Origin of the sequence: Hymenobacter sp. UYCo722, assembly GCF_040547115.1 — a bacterium.
Lineage (GTDB): Bacteria > Bacteroidota > Bacteroidia > Cytophagales > Hymenobacteraceae > Hymenobacter.
Map to the genome: position 1 here is coordinate 191,047 of NZ_JBEPPC010000003.1, position 22,586 is coordinate 213,632.

Annotated in this window: 15 protein-coding genes; 12 read left to right on the forward strand and 3 right to left on the reverse strand. The window is 61.9% G+C overall.

The window, feature by feature from the left end; all coding sequences use genetic code 11:
- Positions 1-49 precede the first annotated feature (49 nt).
- Entirely contained in the window at positions 50-1,432 is a 1,383-nt protein-coding gene (locus ABIB44_RS10390; protein WP_354584595.1) for a hemolysin family protein, read from the reverse strand.
- Between the two features lie 217 nt (positions 1,433-1,649).
- On the opposite strand from ABIB44_RS10390, the gene ABIB44_RS10395 reads away from it, so the two are divergent.
- The 11 genes from ABIB44_RS10395 (at position 1,650) to trxA (ending at position 20,941) form a co-directional block, all read left to right on the forward strand.
- Positions 1,650-3,845: a protein-disulfide reductase DsbD family protein gene (locus ABIB44_RS10395; RefSeq protein WP_354584596.1), complete on the forward strand. Its 2,196-nt coding sequence runs from the start codon at positions 1,650-1,652 to the stop codon at positions 3,843-3,845.
- A gap of 410 nt (positions 3,846-4,255) precedes the next feature.
- Positions 4,256-4,720 (forward strand): Lrp/AsnC ligand binding domain-containing protein, encoded by a 465-nt coding sequence (locus ABIB44_RS10400; RefSeq protein ID WP_354584597.1) that lies wholly within the window; start codon positions 4,256-4,258, stop codon positions 4,718-4,720.
- An 86-nt stretch (positions 4,721-4,806) separates the two neighbouring features.
- A complete protein-coding gene (locus tag ABIB44_RS10405) occupies positions 4,807-5,823 on the forward strand; it encodes a glycosyltransferase family 9 protein (RefSeq protein WP_502916491.1) in 1,017 nt (338 codons plus the stop codon).
- A gap of 96 nt (positions 5,824-5,919) precedes the next feature.
- Complete coding sequence (locus tag ABIB44_RS10410; protein ID WP_354584598.1) at positions 5,920-7,158, forward strand: M16 family metallopeptidase; 1,239 nt, start codon at positions 5,920-5,922, stop codon at positions 7,156-7,158.
- Positions 7,159-7,164: 6 nt separating this feature from the next.
- Positions 7,165-8,121: a YDG/SRA domain-containing protein gene (locus ABIB44_RS10415; protein ID WP_354584599.1), complete on the forward strand. Its 957-nt coding sequence runs from the start codon at positions 7,165-7,167 to the stop codon at positions 8,119-8,121.
- 17 nt (positions 8,122-8,138) lie between these two features.
- Positions 8,139-8,783 carry an O-methyltransferase gene (locus ABIB44_RS10420; RefSeq protein ID WP_354584600.1) on the forward strand — a complete coding sequence of 215 codons (645 nt, stop codon included), beginning with the start codon at positions 8,139-8,141 and terminating at the stop codon, positions 8,781-8,783.
- A 73-nt stretch (positions 8,784-8,856) separates the two neighbouring features.
- Entirely contained in the window at positions 8,857-11,751 is a 2,895-nt protein-coding gene (locus ABIB44_RS10425; RefSeq protein ID WP_354584601.1) for an outer membrane beta-barrel protein, read from the forward strand.
- Between the two features lie 97 nt (positions 11,752-11,848).
- Positions 11,849-14,317: a LysM peptidoglycan-binding domain-containing protein gene (locus ABIB44_RS10430; RefSeq protein WP_354584602.1), complete on the forward strand. Its 2,469-nt coding sequence runs from the start codon at positions 11,849-11,851 to the stop codon at positions 14,315-14,317.
- 164 nt (positions 14,318-14,481) lie between these two features.
- A complete protein-coding gene (dnaE, locus tag ABIB44_RS10435; RefSeq protein WP_354584603.1) occupies positions 14,482-18,195 on the forward strand; it encodes a DNA polymerase III subunit alpha in 3,714 nt (1,237 codons plus the stop codon).
- Positions 18,196-18,250: 55 nt separating this feature from the next.
- Positions 18,251-20,488 carry a T9SS type A sorting domain-containing protein gene (locus ABIB44_RS10440; RefSeq protein WP_354584604.1) on the forward strand — a complete coding sequence of 746 codons (2,238 nt, stop codon included), beginning with the start codon at positions 18,251-18,253 and terminating at the stop codon, positions 20,486-20,488.
- A gap of 123 nt (positions 20,489-20,611) precedes the next feature.
- On the forward strand, positions 20,612-20,941 hold the full coding sequence (trxA, locus tag ABIB44_RS10445; RefSeq protein WP_354584605.1) for a thioredoxin: 330 nt from the start codon (positions 20,612-20,614) through the stop codon (positions 20,939-20,941).
- 82 nt (positions 20,942-21,023) lie between these two features.
- On the opposite strand, the gene ABIB44_RS10450 is transcribed toward trxA, so the two are convergent.
- Positions 21,024-21,398: a hypothetical protein gene (locus ABIB44_RS10450; RefSeq protein ID WP_354584606.1), complete on the reverse strand. Its 375-nt coding sequence runs from the start codon at positions 21,396-21,398 to the stop codon at positions 21,024-21,026.
- A gap of 188 nt (positions 21,399-21,586) precedes the next feature.
- Positions 21,587-21,913, reverse strand: coding sequence for a hypothetical protein (locus ABIB44_RS10455; RefSeq protein ID WP_354584607.1), 327 nt, complete (start codon positions 21,911-21,913; stop codon positions 21,587-21,589).
- A gap of 190 nt (positions 21,914-22,103) precedes the next feature.
- Here ABIB44_RS10455 and ABIB44_RS10460 point away from each other — a divergent pair, with 190 nt between their 5' ends.
- On the forward strand, positions 22,104-22,553 hold the full coding sequence (locus ABIB44_RS10460) for a hypothetical protein (protein ID WP_354584608.1): 450 nt from the start codon (positions 22,104-22,106) through the stop codon (positions 22,551-22,553).
- The last annotated feature ends 33 nt before the right edge of the window (positions 22,554-22,586 follow it).

A 22,586-nucleotide genomic window follows, 5' to 3' on the forward strand; every position in this document is an offset into this window, starting at 1 on the left:
ATAATTCTCAGGTGTGCAAATGTTTGCCAATAATCTGGCAAACAGCCTGTTACATTTCGTCACTGAGCTCGCCGCGCGGCGCTTCGCGCTCGGCAGTCGTTGTCACGCGCAGTTGCACGAGTTCCACGGCGCGGCGGGAGCGTTGCAGCACCCGGAATTCGTAGGGGTCGAGCACGGCCACGTCGCCTACTTCCGGAATGCTGCCGTAGATGACGTTGAGCAGGCCGCCCACGGTTTCGTAGTCGTCGCCCTCGGGCAGGGGGAAGGGGAGGTATTCGTTAGCATCGGAGATGGGCGTGGCCGGGTTCACGCGGTATTCGTCTTCGGCCACTTTCTCCACTACGGGCACCTCGTTGTCGTACTCGTCCTGGATTTCACCCACCAATTCCTCCATGATGTCCTCGATGGTGACGATGCCCGACACGCCGCCGAATTCGTCGCTCACGATGGCCATCACAATGTGCTTGCGCTGAAACTGGCGCAGCAGGCGGTTGATTTTTTTGGTTTCGGGTACGAAGTAGGGCGGGCGCATGATGCGGGCCAACTCCACGGGCTCCTGCCGGCGGATGATGGGCAGCAGGTCCTTCACGTTGAGCACGCCCACGATGTTGTCGATGTTGCCCTCGTACACTGGCATCCGCGAGAAGCCTTCGGCGAACACAAGGTCAAGAATCTGTTCGGCGGAGGCGTTCAGGTCGAGGGCTGAGAGCTTGGTGCGGGGCACCATAATCTGCTTCACCATGCGGTCGTTGAACTGGAACACGTTCTCAATCAGCTCGTGCTCGGAGTCCTGAATCTCGCCGCTCTCCTTGCTTTGGTCGAGTAGCAGGCGCAGCTCGTCGGAGGTGTGGGCCTCGGTGCCGTGCAGGTTGGTGATGCCAATGAGCCCGAGCATGAAGTTGGACGCTTTCGACAAAAACCACGTCAGGGGCAGCGTGAGGTAATAAAATACCCGCAGCGGCAGGGCCAGGGCCATGCTCACCGGTTCGGAGCGCTGAATGGCCAGCGCCTTCGGGAACAGCTCGCCGAAAAGCACGTGCAGGATGGTAATAATTATCAGGCCAACCACCACGGCCAGGGTGTGCGCCGTGGCGGGAGCAATAGTGAAGCCCGATTTTTCGACGATTCCCTTAATTAATTCCGTCGTTACTTCCTCGCCCACGGCACCCAGCAGCAGCGAGGCGATGGTGACGCCGAGCTGCGTGGCCGACAGGTAGCCGTAGAGGTTGTGCAGAATGCTCAGAACGAGCTTGGCCAAACGGCTGCCCTCCTTCGCTTTAATCTCAATGGCCGACATTCGAACCCGGATGAGGGAGAATTCGGCGGCGACGAAAAAGCCATTCAGCAGAACCAGCAGAATGGTGAACAGTATTTTTAAACCCATGTTGGCGGCCCCCGCGACGCGGTCGGTCTGGAGGCCATTGTTGCTCAAAAGTACGCAGTTTGGCGCAGGTAGTTGGCCGCCGGAGTTTCAGGCTGATGCATTTCTCACTTGGCTGGGTGTAATTTTGTCTTCCGAAACGCGCGTAAGATGTAATGACCGGGGTTGCCGTGCGTCTGTCCGGTGGGCCATCTGTGAACAGAAGCCGGCCTTTTCCGGTATCAGACAGCCAGCTGTGGTAAGTGACAACGCGACAATCGAATCCCTCATGAAAAATTTCCGGATACTGTCCGTGCTGCTGCTCTGGCTGGGCCTGGCAGCCTCGGCTACGGCCCAGATACTCACGCCTACTCACCTGAGCACGGCGCTTAGCAAGCCCACCGCCAAAGTGGGCGAAGAAGTAGAGTTGATTATTAATGCCCGCATCGACGACAAGTGGCACCTCTACGCCGCCGATTTCAGCGATGAGGTGGGGCCGGTGGTATTCACGCTCAAGTTCAGGCCCAGCCCGGCCTACGCGCTGGTGGGCAAGCTGCAATCCATCAAGTCGCACCACGAGCAGGACGAGGTGTTCAAGGGCGAAGTGGCCTTCTGGGAAAAGACCGGGCAGATGCGCCAGCGCATCAAAGTGCTCCAGCCTGGCCCGCTTAGTGTAGTGGCCGATGCCGACTATCAGAGTTGCACCACCGTCGATGGCAAGTGCGTGCCCGGCAGCGAAACCCTGAAATTCGGTCCGCTGAACGTGGCCGTGGCGGCCGCCAAAGCGCCGCCGGCCGCCATGCCGGCTACCGCGGCCACAGTTCCCGCAACCGCTACACCTGCCGCTACCGCTACCGTGGCTCCGCCTGCCGCTCCAGCTGCCGTCGCTGAAGCTACGCCCGCTGCTACCGCCGCACCCGTGGCCGTAGCTCCGGTCGAAACGAGCCCGGCTGCAGTTGCCCCCGCGCCCGCCGTGGCCAGCGTGGCCCTCGCCCCCGACCCCGTGAACAAAGCCGGTGGCCTGTGGGCTTTCGCGCTGCTGGCCTTCACCTTCGGGCTGGCTGCTCTCATCACCCCCTGCGTATTCCCGATGGTGCCGATGACGGTTTCGCTCTTCACCAGCGGCAACGACAGCCGCCAGCGCGGCATCTTTAAGGCGCTGGTGTACGGGGCCAGCATCATCGGCATCTATGTGCTGATGGGCGTGCTCGTATCGGTGCTGCTGGGCGAGGACGGCCCCAACCTCATTGCCACGCACTGGCTGCCGAACGTAATTTTCTTCGTGGTTTTCGTGGTGTTTGGCCTCTCGTTTCTGGGTCTCTTTGAAATTACGCTGCCCCACCAGATTGTGAATTCGGTGGATGCGCAGGCCGATAAGGGTGGCTGGGCTGGCATCTTCTTCATGGCCCTCACGCTGGTGGTGGTGTCGTTTTCGTGCACCGCGCCCATCGTGGGCAGCATCCTGAGCATGGCCGCCCGCGGCGAGCGCATTCAGCCCATCGTGGGCATGCTGGGCTTTTCGCTCGCGTTTGCGCTGCCGTTCACGCTGTTTGCCATCTTCCCCTCGTGGCTGAAAAGCCTCCCCCGCTCGGGTGGCTGGCTGAATACGGTAAAAGTCGTGCTCGGCTTCATCGAGCTGATGCTGGCCCTCAAGTTCCTGAGCACCGCCGACCTGGCCTACCACTGGCACCTGCTCAACCGCGACGTGTACATTGTGCTCTGGATTGTGCTCTCGGCCCTGCTGGGCTTCTACCTGCTGGGCAAGTACCGCCTCTCGCACGACTCGCCCCTCGACCACCTCAGCGTGGGCCGCCTGCTGATGGCCATACTGGCCTTCGCCTTCACGGTGTACCTGGTGCCGGGCCTGTTTGGCGCGCCGCTGCCGCTGCTGGCCGGCTACCTGCCGCCCCAGAGCAAGCGCGATTTCTCGTTGGCTACGGCCGAAGGAGGTACGCCCGTAGTTGCTGCCAGCGCCACCACTGCCCGCGAAGTGCCGCGCTTCGGCGATTTTCTCGAATTGCCGCATAACCTCGACGGCTACTTCGACCTGGAGCAGGCCAAGCGCGTGGCCCGCCAGCAGCACAAGCCTATTTTTATCGACTTCACCGGCCACGCCTGCGTGAACTGCCGCAAGATGGAAGCCACCGTGTGGAGCGACCCGCAGGTGCTGAACCAGCTCCGCAACGACTACGTGGTAGTGGCCCTGTACGTGGACGATAAAACCGAGCTGCCCCAGAAGGAGTGGTACACTTCGACCCACGATAACCAGGTGAAAACGACGCTCGGCAAGCAAAACGCCGACTTGCAAATAACCCGTTACGGCGTCAATGCCCAGCCTTTTTACATCCTGCTCGACCCCGACGATGCAACCAATAAGCCGCTGGTTGCGCCTATTGCCTACGAGCCCGATGTGGCGCAGTTCAGTGCCTTTTTGCGGGCTGGTTCCGAGCAGTTTCGCAAAGGGGCACCAGTGGCCGCCCGTTAAGTAACTCGGCCCGGGCATGGTAGTGATGATGGCAATGAACCTGCGATTCCGGCGAAAGCACAAAAGGGCGGCCCCCACCCAGAGGCCGCCCCTTACCAGTGTTGAGGTGCGCACCCACCCAGATGCGCAGCCCCGTTTTCCCCTCTTCTCCTGCGTAGCCAACCACAGCCGTAGCAAAAGTGCAAGCACTTTTAGGGAGCTATCCGCCGCTTGGCTCCGCACGAAGCGGGTAGCCAAAGAGGCTGACATGTTCGACTACGTTGCTGCCGTAATGGGCTGCATAGGATTGTGACAAATGTAATGGGCCGCAACAACTGATGCAAATAGTTGTTACCTGTAAATAAATAATTGCAATTAATTTAATTTTTCGCCGTTAACTTACCAAACTTATCAACCCTTTCCTGCAAAAAATGGCCCGCAACTACGAACTTGATGACACCGACCGCCACATCCTGAACCTACTCATTCAGGATGCAAAGATGCCCTACACCGAAATTGCCCGAAAAGTGAATGTGTCGGGTGGTACCGTACACGTGCGGATGGCCCGCCTCGAAGAGATTGGCATTGTGCAGGGCGCTACCCTGCGCATCGACTACCAGAAGCTGGGCTATGGGGTGAGCGCCTTCCTGGGTATCTACCTGCGCCAGAGCTCAGAATACACGGCTGTCGTAAACCAGCTGCGCGAAATTCCGGAAGTGGTGAATATAAACTTCACCACCGGTACCTATGGCATATTTGCTCGTTTGCAATGCCGCGATACCCAGCACCTGCGCGATGTGCTGCACGACCGCATTCAGCCCATCGAAGGCATTCTGCGCACCGAAACCCTCATTTCGCTGGAGGAAGTCCTCAGCCGTTCGGCCGAGCTGACCTAGCCACCAATAGGTTTATCAGGCCGGTAACTGCGCTCCCGCCCGCCGTCTCGTTATCGGGCCGGCGGGCGGGAGCGTAATTTCGCCCCGTGCCCACGACTCCCATCCCGCCCGCCACACTGCTCATCCAGACTGCCTTCATCGGCGACGTGATTCTGATGACGGCCCTGCTCGAATACCTGCACCAGACCGCGCCGGCTACGCCCGTCGATGTGCTGGTGCGGCGCGGCAACGAGGGCCTGCTGGCCGGCCACCCCCACGTGCGCCGCGTGCTCATCTGGGATAAAAAGCACCGCAAGTACGCTGCACTGTGGGACTTGTTGAGCCAGATTCGGGCCGCCCGATACGGCCGCGTCGTTACGTTGCAGCGGTTTGCCAGCACCGGCTTCCTCACCGCTTTTTCGGGCGCACCGGCGCGTATTGGCTTCGCCAAAAACCCATTGAGCCGGTTTTTTACGCGCCGCGTGCCGCATGTCATCGGCGATGGCACCCACGAGGTGGAGCGCAACCTGCGCCTGCTGACGGATGCGACGCCTACGCCGTTGGTGCCGCCCCGGCTCTATCCTTCTGCCGCCGATGAGGCCACCGTAGCGCCATACGCTGCCGCCGGCCCTTACGTCTGCCTGGCTCCGACTTCAGTCTGGTTCACAAAGCAGTACCCGGAAGCCAAGTGGCTGGAGCTGCTGGCGGCGCTGCCCGCCGGCCTGCGCGTGTACCTGCTGGGCGGCCCGCCCGATGTGGCCGCCTGCGAGCGCCTAGCCGCCGCCAGTGGCCGCGCGAACGTCATCAGCCTCGCGGGTAAAATTGGGCTGCTGGCCTCGGCGGCGCTGATGCGCGGAGCGGTGATGAGCTACGTGAACGACTCGGCTCCCATGCACCTATGCTCGGCGGTGGATGCACCGGTGACGGCGGTATTCTGTAGCACGGTTCCGGCGTTTGGGTTCGGGCCGCTATCGTCAGTTTCGTTCGTAGTGGAGACGCGGGAGAAGCTCGATTGCCGGCCCTGTGGGTTGCATGGGCACGCGGCCTGCCCGCGCGGGCACTTTCGCTGCGCCTATGGCATTGAGGTGGGGCAACTCCTCAATTCAGTGAGCAGTTATCAGTGAGCAGTTATCAGTGAGCAGTTATCAGTGTAAGATATTCTGCATTGTTCACTGTTTCCAGATAACTGCTCACTGCCTATTGTACCTTTGTAGTTACTTATGCTCGATTATCACATTCACGAATATCCTAACGGTATCCGCCTGTTGCACAAGCAGGTACTGCACACTAAAATCGCGCACTGCGGGTTTTTGCTCGATATCGGCTCACGCGACGAAGCTCCGCACCAGCAGGGCCTGGCGCACTTCTGGGAGCACATGGCTTTTAAGGGCACCGAGAAGCGCAAGAGCTTCCACATTCTCAACCGCCTCGAAACCGTGGGCGGCGAGCTGAACGCCTATACCACCAAGGAAAAAATCTGCTTCTACGCCGCGCTGCTCAGCACCCACTTCGAGCGGGCGTTTGAGCTGCTCACCGACCTCACGTTCAACTCCGTGTTTCCCGGCCGCGAGGTGGAGAAGGAGCGGGGCGTGATTCTGGAGGAGATGAGCATGTACCAGGATGCCCCGGAAGATGCCATCATCGATGATTTTGATACCGTGGTGTTCGGCGACCACCCACTGGGCGTGAACATTCTGGGCACCCGCGAGAGCGTAAGCCGCTTCCAGACGGCCGATTTCCACGCCTTTTTGCAGGAGCAGATGCGCACCGACCGGTTGGTGTTCAGCTCCGTCAGCAACCTGCCGTTTGCCGAGGTGAAGCGGCTGGCCGACAAGTTTCTGGCTCCGCTGCCGGCCCGGCTGGGGCCGCGCGTGCGCCGCCCGGTGGGTGGCTACGAGCGCAAAAGCCAGTCGGAAACCCGCCCCATCTCGCAGGCGCACTGCCTGGTGGGCGGCCCGGCCTACTCGCTGAACGATGCCCGCCGCATTCCGTTCTTCATGCTGAACAACATTCTGGGCGGCCCGGGCATGAACTCGCGCCTGAATTTGGCCGTGCGCGAGAAGTACGGCCTCGTGTACACCATCGACAGCACCTACTCGCCCTACACCGATACGGGATTGTTCGGCATCTACTTCGGTACCGAGGGCAAGCAGGTGAAGCGCACGCTGGGCCTGGTGCAGAAGGAGCTGAAGCTGCTGCGCGAAAAAAGCCTCACCACCAACCAGCTGCACATTGCCAAGCACCAGCTGATGGGCCAGCTCGCCATGAGCGAGGAAAGCAACGGCGGCCTGATGCAGCTCCTTGGCAAAAGCACCTTGGACCTGGGCCGCGTGGAGCCGCTAAGCGAGATTTTTGGCAAAATCGAGCAGATTTCGGCGGCTGAACTGCAGGAAATGGCCAATGAAGTGCTGACCGACGAGCACCTGAGCGTGCTGCAATACGTGCCGGAGGGGAAGTAGCCAGCTGTGCCAAAGTCGACTCCTCCCATCTTTGGTTCGATTCCAGGCATTGCGCCGGGGCATGAATTTACCAGTCGGATGGAACTGTGGGGGGCGGGCGTGCACCGGCAAACGCAGGCGGGTATTAGTGCCCGGCAAGGTGGCGGGGCGGAATCCATCGTGCTATCGGGCGGTTACGAAGACGACGAAGATTACGGAACCATCATTATCTACACCGGGCGTGGCGGGCGCAGTGCTGAGACTACGCAGCAAGTAGCCGACCAAACCCTGACCGGCGCAAACCTGGAACTGGTGCGCAACGAACAATTGGGGCTGCCCGTGCGCGTCACGCGCAAAATCACCACGGGCTACGCCAGCTTCTATCGTTATGCCGGCTTGTATCGGGTAGCCAGCCACTGGGCGGAGAGGGGCAAGTCGGGCCACCGCGTGTGGCGCTTCCGACTGGAGCTGCTATCGGAAGACATAGCCGAAGCAGCCAGCGCTTTAAGAGAAACTGCGGCGTCGAATAACCCGACAATCGACTTATTCAGCCAGCCTAACATCCAGGAGGCAGAGGGGAGTTATGGTCCCGCGCCACGGCGAGCGACAACCACGCTCCGCATTGTGCGCGACACTGTCGTAACGTGCCATGTCAAAGCCGTTTATAAATACCACTGCCAGGTATGCGATACACGCTTGGAGGGTGCCGCTGGGCCTTACGCCGAGGCGGCGCATATTCGTCCGCTTGGGGCCCCGCACCACGGCCCCGATATCCTGGCGAATGTGCTGTGTTTGTGTCCGAATCACCATGTGCTTTTCGATATGAGTGCGTTTAGCATTGCTGATGACGGCCAGCTACTCGGGCTGCCAGGGAAACTCAAGATTCACAAGCAGCACCAAATCGGTAAGGAGTTTCTAGCCTATCACCGGGAGCATTTCTATCTGCCAAATACTGACTTGTCGGAAACCGATTTGCCTGCCTGATTGGCGCAATACTTACCATGACCACTGAGCCCCTCGACCTCTACGCCGCCCTGCACACCACGCCCGAGCCGCCGCTGCTGGCCCGGCTCACCCGCGAAACGCACCTGCAGCTGCTGATGCCGCGCATGAGCAGCGGCCACGTCCAGGGTCGTTTTTTGAGCCTGCTCAGCCACCTCATCAGGCCGCAGCGTATCCTCGAAATCGGTACGTTTTGCGGGTATGCCGCGCTGTGCCTGGCTGAAGGGCTGGCCGCCGACGGCTTGCTGCACACCATCGAAATCGACCCGGAGAAGGAGGCGCGCATCCGACGCTACGTGGCGGCGGCCGGCATTACCGACCGGGTACGGCTACACATTGGCGCGGCGCTCGACGTTTTGCCGGGCCTGGTCGATGAAGTGTGGGACCTCGTCTTTATTGATGCCGACAAGCGGAATAACGCCGCGTACTTTGAAGCAGTAGTTGACCAAGTGCGGCCGGGCGGGCTGCTCATCGTCGACAACGTGCTGTGGGGCGGCAAGGTGCTGCCCGGATATGAGTTGAAAGCCGGCGACAAAGACACGCCGCTGGTGCGCGCCTTCAACGACAAGGTGGCCCATGATGCGCGCGTAGAGCCGGTGTTTCTGCCCCTGCGCGACGGCCTGCTGCTGCTCCGCAAAACATAGCGGCCGGGTAGGGCCGGCCAACCCTGCGCGGCGCATTGCCGTCAGACGAGTTTCCGAAGCCTTTTCCTTTTCTATGCGGCCCATTCTTACGTTGATTTTGGTAGTGCTGGGCCTGACGGCCGCCCGCGCCAAGGCTCCCACCACGGTGAGCGGCCGCGTGGCCGACGGCAAGGACCAGTCGGCTCTTATTGGGGCCAACGTGCTGCTGGTTCATTTGCCCGACTCGGTGAAAACCGGCGCGGCGGCCGATGCCGAGGGGCGGTTTCAGTTCGATAATGTTGCCCCTGGGCGCTACTTGCTCGATGCTTCCTTCGTGGGCTACCAGACGGTGCGGCAGGTCGTTACCGTGGCTGGTACGCCCGTGCAACTGGGCACGCTGGTTCTGCCAGCCGGTGGTGTGCAGCTGCGCGGGGTGGTGGTAACCGGCGCAGCGGCCCAATCGGTGCAGAAGGGCGACACGACCCAGTTCAACGCCCGCGCCTTCAAAACCAACCCCGACGCGACTACCGGCGACCTCATCGACAAGCTGCCCGGCGTGAGCCGCGGGGCCGACGGCAAGGTGCAGGCCCAGGGCGAAAACGTGCAGCAGGTGCTCGTAGATGGCAAGCCGTTCTTCGGCAACGACCCCGATGCGGTGCTCAAAAACCTGCCCGCCGAGATGGTGGATAAGATTGAGGTGTTCGACCAGCGTAGCGAACAAAGCCGGTTTTCGGGCTTCGATGACGGCAACACCACCAAGACCATCAACATCGTGACCAAGGTGGAATTCCGCAATGGCACGTTTGGGCGGGTAGTGGCCGGCGCGGGGCCCGAGCGCTACAAGGCCAGCGGCAACGTGAATAAGTTTAAGGGGGCCGAGCGAATGTCGGTGCTGGCCCAGAGCAACAACGTGAACGAGCAGAACTTCGGTACCGAGGACCTGCTGGGTGTGGTGGGCAACTCGAACCAAGGCGGTGGCGGACGCGGCGGCCAGCGCGGCGGCGGGGGAGGAGGCCCGGGTGGCCAGGGCAATGGCGGCAACGCCGGCGACTTCCTGGTGAACCAGAGTGGCGGCATCACCAAAACCAACGCCGTGGGCCTGAACTATTCGAACTCGTGGAACAAGAAAACGGACCTCGCCGCCAGCTACTTCTTCAATCGGGCCGATAACACGCTGCTCAGCAACACCAACCGGCAGTACGTGACCGGCACGCGCTACACCCAGGATGCCCTGAGCAATAGCGTGAACACCAACCAGCGCTTCAACTTGCGGCTGGAGCACAAGCTGGACTCGGCCAACTCCATCCTGTTTCGGCCCCGGTTCAGCTACCAGCAGAACGACGCCACGAGCCGCGTGGATGGGCGCACGTTTACGGGCAATGCTCCGGCCAGCAACATTACCAGTAATTACGCCTCCAACAACAAAGGGCTGAACACCGGCGGCGACCTGCTGCTGCGCCACCGCTTCGCCAAGGCCGGCCGCACGGCGAGCCTCAGCATCGGGGGCAGCTACAGCCAGCGCACCAGCGACGCCGCGCTGCTGACCGTGAACGATGCTTCGCCCCGCAGCAACCTCAACCAGGTGAATAACCTTGAACAGCAGGGCGGTAGCCTCAACGCCAACTTGTCGCTCACCGAGGCGCTGAGCAAAACCGACGTGCTGCAGGGGAATTACGCCATCAATTACGCGCCCAACAACTCCAGTAAGTACACCTACGACGTGCTCACCGGCGACACCCGCCAACTGAACGAGGGGCTAAGCAACGTGTTCCAGAACTACTACCTCACGCAGTCGGGCGGGCTGACGTACCGGCACATCACGCGCCAGTATCAGGCCAGTTTCGGGCTGGCCGGGCAGTATTCGGAGCTGTACCGCGACGCGCAGTACCCGCGCCCTGAAATCGGGCGCTACACGTTTGTGAACGTGCTGCCCCAGGCCATGCTGAACTACCGGTTCACGCGGCAGAAAAACCTGCGCCTGTTCTACCGCACCAACACCAACCCGCCCAGCGTGGGCCAGCTGCAGGCGGTAGTGAACAACTCGAATCCGCTGCAGCTCACCATTGGCAACCCGGCGCTGCGCCAGGAATACCAGCACTCGCTCAATATCCGCTACTCGGCCTCCAGCCCCGAGGTGTCGAGCAACTTCTTCGCGCTGCTCTCGGGCTCATTCACCCAGAATAACATTTCAAACCTCACCCTCGTGGCGGCCCGCGATACCACCGTGACGCCCGAGGGTGCGCCCTCCGTGCGCCTGCCCGCCGGTGGCCAGCTGGTGCAGCCCACCAACCTGAGCCAGCAGTACAACGTGCGCTCGCTGCTGAGCTACGGCCGGCCCATCAAGGCTCTCAAAACCAACGTCAACTTCAGCGCCAATGCCGGCTTCACCCAAACCCCCGGCCTGGTGAACGGCGGCCTGAACTACGCCCGCGTGCCCACCTTCGGGGCCGGCCTCACGCTCAGCTCCAACATCAGCTCGCAGCTCGATTTCACGGCCTCCACCACTTCGAGCCAGAACTACGTGCGCAATACCCTGCAAACGCGGCTGAACTCGAACTACTTTTCGCAGGTCACGCGCTTCCGGCTGAACTGGATTGTGGGCCCCGGCATCAACCTGGCTACCGACCTCGTGCACCAGGCCTATTCGGGCTTGGCGGCGGGCTACAACCAGCAGTACGTGCTCTGGAATGCCAGCATCGGCAAGAAGCTCTTTCCCGGCCAGCGCGGCGAAATCAAGCTTTACGCCTTCGACATCCTGGGCCAGAACCGCTCCATCCAGCGCAACGTGACCGATGCCTACTACGAGGACGTGCAGACCACCATTTTGCAGCGCTACCTCATGCTGATGTTCACCTATAACATCCGCAGCGGCAACGTGGTGGCCCCCGAGGCGGGCGAAGGCGGCGGGCGCGAAGGGCGCGGTTTTGGCCGGCCCGATGGCGGCGGCCGGCCCGGTGGAGGTGGTGGCCGGCCGCCCGGCGGGGGATGAGGGGCCGCCCGCCCGCCGCAATTCCCCCAGAAATAAGGTTCTTTGTAGCTTCCGGGTTGGAAGCCGCCGCGTTGGTGGTCCCGCCCGTGCGTAGCTCATGCGAAATTCCGTTGCCCTTTTGCTGTTTATGGTAGCCCTGGCCGGCCCGGCGGCGGCCCAAAATGCCAGCCCGGCCCAGCCCACCAGCGCGGTGCCCGCCGCCTTCAACGTGGCCGGCCTGCACCTCGTGCTCACCGACGAAGCCCGGCGGCTGGTGCAGCAAAAGGCCGACGGCCTGCGCCGGCACCAGCCCTCGTTCCAAGCCCGTGTCGATTTGGCCGATGCCTCCTTTCCCATCATCGACCGCATTTTGCAGGAGGAAGGCGTGCCGCTCGATTTTCGCTACCTGGCCCTACAGGAAAGCGCCTTGCAGGGCGATGCCCGCAGCATTCACGAGGCCGTGGGCTACTGGCAGCTGAAGCAGGAAACTGCCACCGCCCTCGGCCTGGCCGTGAACGCCGCCGTGGACGAGCGCCAGCACTTGGCCGTCAGCACCCGCGCCGCCGCCCGCTATCTGCTGCGCAACAACGCCGTGCTGCACAACTGGCTGAATGCCCTGCTGAGCTACAACCTCGGCCCAGCCGGCGTACGCGCCTACACGCTCCCCACTGACCCCGACGCCACCCAAATGGCCATCACGGAAGCCACTTCGCCCTACGTGCTGATGTTTCTGGCCCAGAAGCTGGCTTTCGAGCCCTACTGCGGTCAGAACCCGCAGCCGGCGTTACGGCTCCAGGAGTTTCCGGCGGTGGCCGGGCAAACGCTCTATGCCCAGGCCCTGACGCTGCACGTCGATTCGGCCGCGCTGGCGGCCCACAACCACTGGCTGCTGGCCCCCACGGTGCCCGCCGACAAGCCCTACACGCTCATCGTGCCGGTGGGCGACATCACGCAGGCCGCCGGCATAGTAGCCAACCAGCGTCTGCAAAGCCAGGGCGAGCTGCTGAGCCTGCCCCCGGTAGCGGCCAACTCGGCCGAGGTGCGCATCAACAACCTGCGCGCCCTGGTGGCCCTGCCCGGCGAAACTACCCAGGACCTTGCCCGCCGCGCCGACCAGCCCCTGGGCGAGTTTCTGAAGCACAACGAGCTCACGGGGTTCGATGCCGCCATTGCTGGCCGGCCGTATTTCTTAGAGGCCAAGCACGACGCGGGGGCCGTGGAGTACCACGTGCTGCAACCCGGCGAAACGCTGTTCGACGTGGCCCAGAAATACGGGATGCGCCAGAAGGCTATTTACGCCAAAAACCGCTTGGCCCGCACCGACGAGTTGCGTCCGGGCCGCTTGCTGTGGCTCCAGCACGTGCGGCCCCGCGAAGTGGGCCCCGAATACCGTCCGCTCGCTGAAAGCGTGGGCCTGGAGCGCCCATCCGCCGCACCCACCAAAATGGATGAGTTGGTAGTGCAGGCCAACGAGGCCATCGCCCTGCCGCCCGGCACCGCCACCGAAAGCGGCCGTACCAAAATCAAGGTGAAAGTGAAAAACGCCGACGGTAGCGAAAGCAAGCGCGTTATTACCACGGCAGCGGGCGAAAATGCCGTTCCGGCGCGCCCCGGGCCACCCACCACCGAGGCCGCCGACGGCTGGGGTGAAGTACTGGCAACGGCCCAGGTTATGGCGGCTACGCCATCGGTGCCCGCGCCGCGCCGCGCTCCCGCGCCAGCCGCCACTGCTACAGCGCCCGCCACAACCATTGCCGAAGAAACGGCAGCCGCTGCACCAGCCGAACCAGTAGCTGCACCAGCTTCTGCTGCCGCGCCGGGCAAGCGCCCGGTTCCGGCGGCTGAGCGGCCGCAGTTGCCGCCGCCAGCTCCCGCGCCCGCGCCCGCCCCACTGGCCGACGAGCAGTTGGCGACGGAGGCGAGCCAGCTGTCGGAAACCGCCACGCCGACAGCCGTGCCGGCTCCACGCCCGGTCGTGACAGCCGCGCCGGTTCTGCGCCCAGCGGCTCCCGCAGCGGTAGTAACGCCCGCGCCGAAGCCTATCGAAATGCCCGCACCTCGTCCGGTGGCCGCCGCGCCGCGAAACGTTACCGAGAATCCGTCGGCCGCCGCGCCGATGGCGGTGTACCGTCCGGCCCCTGCTGCTAACGCAACTGCCCACCCCGCCGTGGCCGCGCCGCTGCCCGCCCTGCCCGCGCCCTCCGAAGCCTCGCATCGCGTCGAGCCCGGCGAAACGGTATTTGCCGTAAGCCGCCGCTTCCGCGTGCCGCCCGCCACGCTCATTGCCATCAACCAGCTCGAAGCGCCCTACAAGCTTGTGGCCGGCCAGATGCTGCTGCTCCAGCCTTCCGGTGAAGTAGCCGCGGCCCTCAAGCCCAAGCCCGCCCGCCCCATGCCCGCCCCCGTCCGCAATCCGGCCGACCTCACGCCGCCCACCCATACCGTGGAGCCGGGCGAAACGCTCTACAGCATTTCGGTGCGCTACCACACCAAAGTGGCCGAGCTGCAATCCCTCAACGGCCGCGCCGCTGCTGATACCGGTGTGAAAATAGGGGAGGTGCTGCAGCTGCCGGGCGGCAGCAAGTAGGAGCACGGACCCCGTTGGGCGGTTTGAAAACGCAGCTATCAGGGAATCAGGCAGGCGGGAAAAATGCTTTGGCAAAGCCCCTCCATCGGGGGTATCTTTACTAAAACCTGTCCGCCCGGCTATCAATTGCTCATTGCTAATTGGTAGTTGTTAACTGATAAGAAATGCCTGTTTTCTCGCACCTTCACTCGCACACTCAATACTCGCTGCTCGACGGCCAGGCCAGCATTTCGGCCCTGATGAAGAAGGCGCAGAAGGACGGCATGCCCGCCGTGGCCCTCACCGACCACGGCAACATGTTTGGCGCGTTCAACTTCGTGGCCGAGGCCAACAAGTACAACGTGAAGCCCATTGTGGGCTGCGAGTTCTACTTGGTGGAGGACCGCCACAAAAAAGCCTTTAGCCGCGAGAAAGGGGAGCGCGACGTGCGCCACCACCAGCTACTGCTGGCTAAGGACCAGGCCGGCTACCATAACCTGAGCAAACTCTGCTCGATGAGCTTCATCGAGGGCGTGTACTCCAAGTTCCCGCGCATCGACCGGGAGCTTTTGGTGAAGTACCACGAGGGCCTGATTGCCACCAGCTGCTGCATCGGTGCCGAGATTCCCCAAACCATCCTGTTCCGCTCCGAGGCCGAGGCCGAGGAGAAGCTGAAATGGTGGCTCGACTTGTTCGGCGACGATTACTACATTGAAATCCAGCGCCACGGCCTGATGAATTTCGACGGCACCGGCAAAAGCCAGGAAGACGTGAACCAGGTGCTGCTCGGCTTTGCCCAGAAGCACAACGTCAAAGTCATCTGCACCAACGACTCGCATTATGTCGACCAGACTGACTACGCCGCTCACGACCTGCTGCTGTGCGTGAACACCGGCGAGGAGCACAGCATCCCCGTCGGCGACATGCGCACCAACTATTACACCCTGATGACCAGCGGGGGCGAGGTGAAATACGACCTGCTCGATAACCTGCGCCGCGACCACGGCCGCGACGAGCGCGCCCAGAAGCAGCTGCGCCGCATCGATGAGGAACTGCAGAAACCCAAGCCGCACACCCGTTTCGGCTTCGCCAACGACCAGTTCTTCTTCAAAACGCAGGCCCAGATGAACGAGCTGTTCATCGACGTGCCCGAGAGCGTGGACAACACCAATGAGATTGTCGACAAAATCACGCCTCCGAAGCTGGCGCGCGACATTCTGTTGCCCAACTTCCCCATTCCCGCGCCCTTCGCCAATGCCGACGAGTTCCTGCGCGAGCTGACCTACGTGGGCGCTTTCGGCCCCAGCGCCGGCAACGGCACCGTGACGATGACCAAGCCGCCGCGCTATTCCGACCGCACCCCCGAGGTCGAGGAACGGCTTGACTACGAGCTGCGCATCATCCAGACGATGGGTTTCGCGGGCTACTTCCTCATCACCCAGGACTTCATCAACCACGGCCGCAACATCGGCGTGGCCGTGGGGCCGGGCCGGGGCTCGGCGGCGGGCTCGGCGGTGGCCTACTGCGTGGGAATCACCAACATCGACCCCATCAAGTACTCGCTGCTGTTCGAGCGTTTCCTGAACCCCGAGCGCGTGTCGATGCCCGATATCGACATTGACTTTGACGACGTGAACCGCCAGAAAGTCATCGACTACGTGGTGAATAAGTACGGTAAAACGCAGGTGGCCCAGATTATCACCTTCGGTACGATGGCCGCCAAGTCCAGCATCAAGGATGTGGCCCGGGCCATGGAGCTGCCCCTGCCGCAGACCAACGACCTCACCAAGATGGTGCCCGAAAAACCGGGCACGACGCTGGCCGGCGCGTTCGCCGAGAATCAGGAGCTGGAATACATCCTGCGTGATACCTCGCCGGACAACCTCAAGGGCCAGATTCTGCGCCTCGCGGTGCAGCTCGAAGGCTCGGTGCGCAACACCGGTATCCACGCCGCCGGCGTGATTATCGCCCCGGACGACATCACCAAGTACATTCCCGTCTCCACTTCCAAGGATTCGGACCTGCTCATCACGCAGTTCGATGGCAAGGTGATTGAATCGGCAGGGATGCTGAAAATGGACTTTCTGGGCCTCAAAACCCTGACGGTAATTGTGGATGCCATGCGCCTTATTGAGCGCAACCACGGCGTGAAAATCGATATCGACGAAATTCCGCTCGATGATGAGAAGACCTACGCCTTGTATCAGCGCGGCGACACCATCGGTACGTTCCAGTTCGAGTCGGAAGGCATGCGCCAATACCTCAAGGACCTGAAGCCGACCAACATCGAGGATTTGATTGCCATGAACGCCCTGTATCGCCCGGGCCCGATGCAGTTCATCCCGAACTTCATCAACCGCAAGCACGGCCGCGAGGAAGTGGTGTACCCGCACGAGCTGCTGAAACCCATCCTGGAGTACAGCCAGGGCATTATGGTGTACCAGGAGCAGATTATGCAGACGGCCCAGATTCTGGCCGGCTACTCGCTCGGCGGGGCCGACCTGCTGCGCCGCGCCATGGGCAAAAAGGACATGAAAAAGATGGCCCTGGAGCGCGAGAAGTTCATCGAAGGTGCCAAAAACCTTCATGCAATTCCGGCGAAAAAGGCCAACGACGTGTTCGACGTGATGGAGAAGTTCGCGGAGTACGGCTTCAACCGCTCGCACTCGGCCGCCTACTCGGTGGTAGCCTACCAGACGGGTTACCTGAAGGCGAACTACCCGGCCGAGTACATGGCCGCCGTGCTCACCAACAACATGGGCGACATCAAGAAGGTGACATTCTTTATTGAGGAAGCCCGCAAGCAGGGCGTGCCCGTACTTGGCCCCGACGTGAACGAAAGCCTGCTGAAGTTCAACGTGAACCAGGAAGGGGCTATCCGTTTCGGCATGGGCGCGGTGAAAGGCGCGGGCGAGCTGGCCGTGGAAAGCATGGTGCAGGAGCGCGAAAGCAGCGGCAACTACTCCGATGTGTTCGACTTTGCCAAGCGCGTGAACCTGCGCACCGTGAACAAGAAAACCTTCGAAAGCCTGGCCCAGGCCGGGGCCTTCGACGGCTTCGGCAAGCACCGTCGCCTCTACCTCGATGCCCCGGCCGGCGACCAGAACCTCATCGAGAAATCGATGCGCGTGGGCCAGCAGCACGCGGCCGCCAAGGAATCGGCCCAGCATAGTCTGTTTGGCGCGGGTGCGTTTGGGGCGGTGGCCGCGCCCATGCCCAAAATCCACGAGATGGAGCCGTGGAGCAAAACCGAGCAGCTGCGCCGCGAAAAGGAAGTGGTGGGCTTCTACCTCTCGGGCCACCCGCTGGACGTGTACAAGCTGGAGCTGGACGCCTACTGCACCTGCGGATTGGAAAAAGTCGAGGAAATCAAAAACAAGGAAATGGCCGTGGCGGGGCTCATTACCAACGTATTGTTCAAGACCACGAAAACCGGCCAGCCCTTCTGCACTTTCACGCTGGAGGACTACGAGACGAGCATCAACCCGGCCCTGTTTCGCGACGATTACACCAAATTCGCGCCCCTTATCAACCCGCGCAACTACCCCAACGAGCAGGTGCCGCCCATGTACGTCAAGCTCAAGCAGGAGCTGCGCCGCCACACCCAGGACCAGTGGGACCTGCGCATCCTGACCATGGAACCCTTGGCCGACGTGGCTGAAAAGCGCAGCAAAGGCGTGCGTGTGCGCCTCGACCTGCGCACCATTACCGCCCCCATGCTCGACCGCCTTGAAGAAGCCATCGAGCACGCGCCCGGCAGCAAGCGGCTCGAAATCCAGTTTGTGGAGCCGCACGAGCATTTGGCGGTGGATATGTTCTCGCGCCGCTTCCAGATTGAGCCCAAAACCTTCATCGAAAAGATGAAGGAGTTGGATATGGAGGTTTGCACGCTGATTTAAGTAGGAGCACGGCCGCGAGACAGTAACTTGCCGCCTGATTCTACCTAATCAGCGAATGCGACACAACTTATTGAAACAGCTGAGCCTGCTGGCCCTGCTGTTGCTGGGGGAGGTGCTGACCGTCCGGGCCCAGCCCGCCAGTCCCTGCCCGGCCACCGGCATCAGCACCGACCCCGGCCAGTCCACCAACCCGCTCCGGCCCGACCGCCGCAACACGTTTTTCAACTGGTTCGCGCCCGGCGGCACCGGCCCTAACGCTAACCTGTTCTACTCCGCGTACAGCCTCGACCCCCGCACCGGCCGGGGGGTGGCCTACGACCAGTACTCGCCCTACCAGCAGCCCGATAACGCGAGGCTGACAGCACTGCTTGGGGCCGGCGACCTGCCCGCCAACGGCTGGGAGTTGCTGGCTTACAACCTGGGCTACACCGATAAAGGGCAGCCGCGGCCCGGCGGCGCAGACTTGCTCTATGTGGTCTTGTATCACCGGTTCACGGGTATTATGCGGGTTTTTGCCACCGAGGCCAACCCGATACGCTCCTACACCACTCACTTCATCACGCTGCGCTTTGCCTCGGGAACAGGATTGGCTTTCAAATCGGGCCTGTTGAACCGGGTGGCAGCCCCGGCCACGGCGCTGCTCGACGCCCCGGCCGGCGTGGCGGCAGTACTGCACGGAGTGGGCTCGCACCTAAACTACGGGGGCAAGTGGTTTTTTGCTGATTTTCCGCTCGATTACGACCCCTGCACCTGCTTGTTTCGCTCGGAGCTGGAGGTGGCAATGGGCGGCCTCGACCCCCGCATACCAAGCAGCGGCCTGGTTATGCCGGGCCTGCCCAGCATAACCGTTGCCGGGCCCGTGAGCGGGATAGTGTCATCGCCTTACGGAGACGATGAGGTCAACTTATCCGGTATACCGGTTCTCGGGTACGCGGGGCAGGTTCCGGGCGCATTCCTGACAACGGGTTACTCCAGCACCTCGGTAGCTAGCCAGCAGCGCAACAGCCGCGGCTGGCTGCAGGCCCGCACCCATGATGCGGCCCTGGCCGTGGCCCTCGATTCGGCCGCATGGTACTGGTTCAAAGCCCGCGATGCCGCTGCCAGCACCGGCAGCCATCGCTTCCTCAGCCCCGACTTTCTGCAAAATCCGCGCACCGAGCGCCTCACCAATGGGCTCGATTTTCTGACGCTCGGCGGTTTCAGCGCCAACCTGCCCGGGCCGGGGGTGACGTCGGTTTCGCCGCCCAGTGCCTTCGCCCAAACGGGTAGCCGCCTGCGCGGATATTCCGCGCCTACCCATTCGATGGGCATTATTCGCCTGGCCACCCCGGGAGCAGTAGCGGCCCCCGATTCGAGCCGCTATCCTTACTACAACGAAGTGCTGGGGGTGCTGAGCCTGCTGCGCCGCCCCGTGGTGGAGCGCAGCGTCGAGCCCATCCGCGACGCGGCCGGGCAGCCCCGCCTGCGCTACCGCTTCCGCCTGCCCGCCGACCTGGAGTACGCCCTGAACCCGGCCGCCGGCCTGGAGGTAACCGATTTCCGGGCGGCTCTGGTGGTGGGGGGCAGTGCCTACCCCAGCACGCCCGCGCCCGGCGACTTTGGCACCTACGAGGCCCCCGTGCCACTCACCGACGACCCGGCCGGCCCCGTGCAGCACCTGCTGCGCACCAGCTACGTCGGGGCCAGCTGCCTCAGTGGGCGGGTGTTCACGCTCGACGGCCCGGCGGGCTGCGGGGCGGGGTTTCTGCCCGACAGCGCCGTGAGTGTGAAAATATGGGTGCAGCTGCGGCGGCCCGGCGTGCCCGCCGCCCAGTTGGTGCTGCTGGTGGCCCGCTATCCGGCTAAGCTAGTGGAAGTGTCAGCACTGGGGCCGGCCCCGGCTGCGGGGCCCTGCACAGGGCTGCTCGCGCCCCAACCCAGCCACGTGGTAGCAGCCCTGTGCCTGAGCCCGGCCTATGCCGAGGCTATGCGCCTGGGCCGGCCCTCAACGGCCGCGTCCACCACCACGCCAGCTGCGGCTGCCGCAGTGGTCCTGAACGTATTTCCGAACCCAACTACCGAGCCGGTATCGGTCCGGCTTACCTTGCCCGAACCGCAGTGCGTTCGCCTGCGCCTCTACGACGGCCTGGGCCGGCTGGTGGCCGTGCCGCTGGCTCCCACGCCATATCCGGCCGGTACTACTACGTTTGTGCTGAGCAATATGCCCCGCCTGGCGGCCGGCCTGTATTTCCTGATGCTGGACGCCGACAATCGGCGGCTGGTCACCACGCAATTGGTGGTCGCGGCGGAGTAGGGCTGGTCTTTACTGCCGGACTGAACTTTCCCCCGGCCCCGCTGTTTTACCATCCAATCTGCTACCTTGCGACCCCGTTGGCCGTATACGCCAGAATAATTTTAACCCCCAACCCAAATTGAAATGGGACACAAAGCAATTGAAATAACCGACGCCAACTTTGACGAAATCATCAGCGGCGACAAGCCCGTACTGGTCGATTTCTGGGCTGAATGGTGTGGCCCCTGCCGCATGGTAGGCCCCGTGGTAGAGGAACTGGCCGGCGAATACGAAGGCAAGGTTATCGTAGGCAAGGTTGATGTGGATGCTAACCCCCAGACCTCGATGAAGTTTGGTATCCGGAGCATTCCGACTCTGCTGGTCTTCAAAAATGGCCAAATTGTTGATAAACAAGTAGGTGCCGTGCCCAAGCACGTGCTCGCCCAGAAACTCGAAGCGCAGGTAAACGCTTAAGCGTAGTTACCGCAGTACACAAAAAGCCCCTTGCCGGTCACGGCAAGGGGCTTTTTGTGTACTGCGGTAACTACGCTTACTACTAGCTAAGCAGGTGGGTAGTGCGGCGGCGGCGCGCCTTCGCTTCCAGCTTGGCTTTGGTTTTGAGGTGTTTCTGGAGAATGTGAAGCTGACGGTCGCGTTTAGCTGGCGAGGTGATGGCCTTGCTTTCTTCGAGGCCCATCAGTACCAGAAAAGTGTGGCTGAGGTTGTTTTTGGACTTGCGAGAATGGCGTGCGGATGATTTTTTGACGGCTTTGGCTTCCTTTGCCGCTTTGGCTGCAGTGGCAACTTTTTCGCGAGCGGTGGCTTTGCGGGCCATTTCCGTGGGGTCGTCGTTGCTAGGTGCAGCGGCCCGGGCAGTAGGAGGTAGTAGCGTCAGGCTGGCAACGGCAAACAGAGCGTACAATGTTTTCATAACTCGCAGAGTAAGGATGGTAAGGGTTTTGGATGGTTTTGGTAGGCAACGTGGGAAAGCAGTTTGTTGTCTTTTTTCGGTACTAAAGTAATATATAATTTTACTGCGGCAAAGAATTTACAAAAAAAATCTCCACATCTTGGTAGATGTGGAGATTAGTTAAAAGCGTTGGCTATCACCTGCGGGTACTAACGGCGCACCTGGCCGTCGTGCTTCTGGCGATAGATGGCGCGGCTGGTCTGGCGCTCATCCTTGCGGATATCCTGGCGCTCGTCGCGCGTTACCACGCCATCGGCTTTAGCCACGCGCTTATCCTGGCGAATATCGGCTTCGCGGGCCTTCAGGCGAGCGGCTTCGGCGCGGGTGAGTTCGCCCGAGCGCACCCCCTGGTGAATGCGGGCCTGCTCGTTGTGCTGGCGGGCCGTGATGCCGGGGGTAGCAGTTTGGGCCGAAGCCGAGTAGGAAATGCTAAACAGGGCCAAAGCGGCGAGGGCGGAAAACAACGTCTTTTTCATTGGATGGGAAGAAATATTGGGGTGGATGATGCCGGTTGGAAGGCACAAGGCCACCAGGGTTTAACGGCCTGCTAAAACCCGGGAGCCGCAGCATCGCGACGACCTGTGAAAAAGAGCTACATTGCTTTTCATCCGCCACGTCCTGAGTGCCGTAGACGGCCAATCTTTCTCACCCTCTCACTTTTTCATCATGAAGCGCATTATTGGTTTCCTCGTTTCCCTGAGCTTGCTCGGCGGTGCTGCGGCACAGGCCCAAACCCCCATGCCGGCCACTGGCACGATGAGCAGCAGCTCGTCGAAAACGACCAAGATGACTACCACGGCCCAGACCCCGGCTACGCGCACGACCACCAAGTCGAGCACGATGACCAATCCGGCAGGCATGAGCAAGTCGAGCACAATGACCAAGAGTTCGGGCACGATGACCAAATCGAGCACGATGACCACGCCCGCTGGCAACACGAAGATGTCATCCTCGACCTCGACCAGCACCAGGATGAAGGCCGACGGCACGCCCGACATGCGCTATAAGGCGAGCAAAATGACCAAAACCACCGGCCCCATGAAGGCCGACGGCACGCCCGACATGCGCTACAAAACCAACAAGACGAGCGTAAAAACCACCAAAACCAGAATGTAACCGGTGTCAATTCCGCCGTTTTGCAAAGCCCTG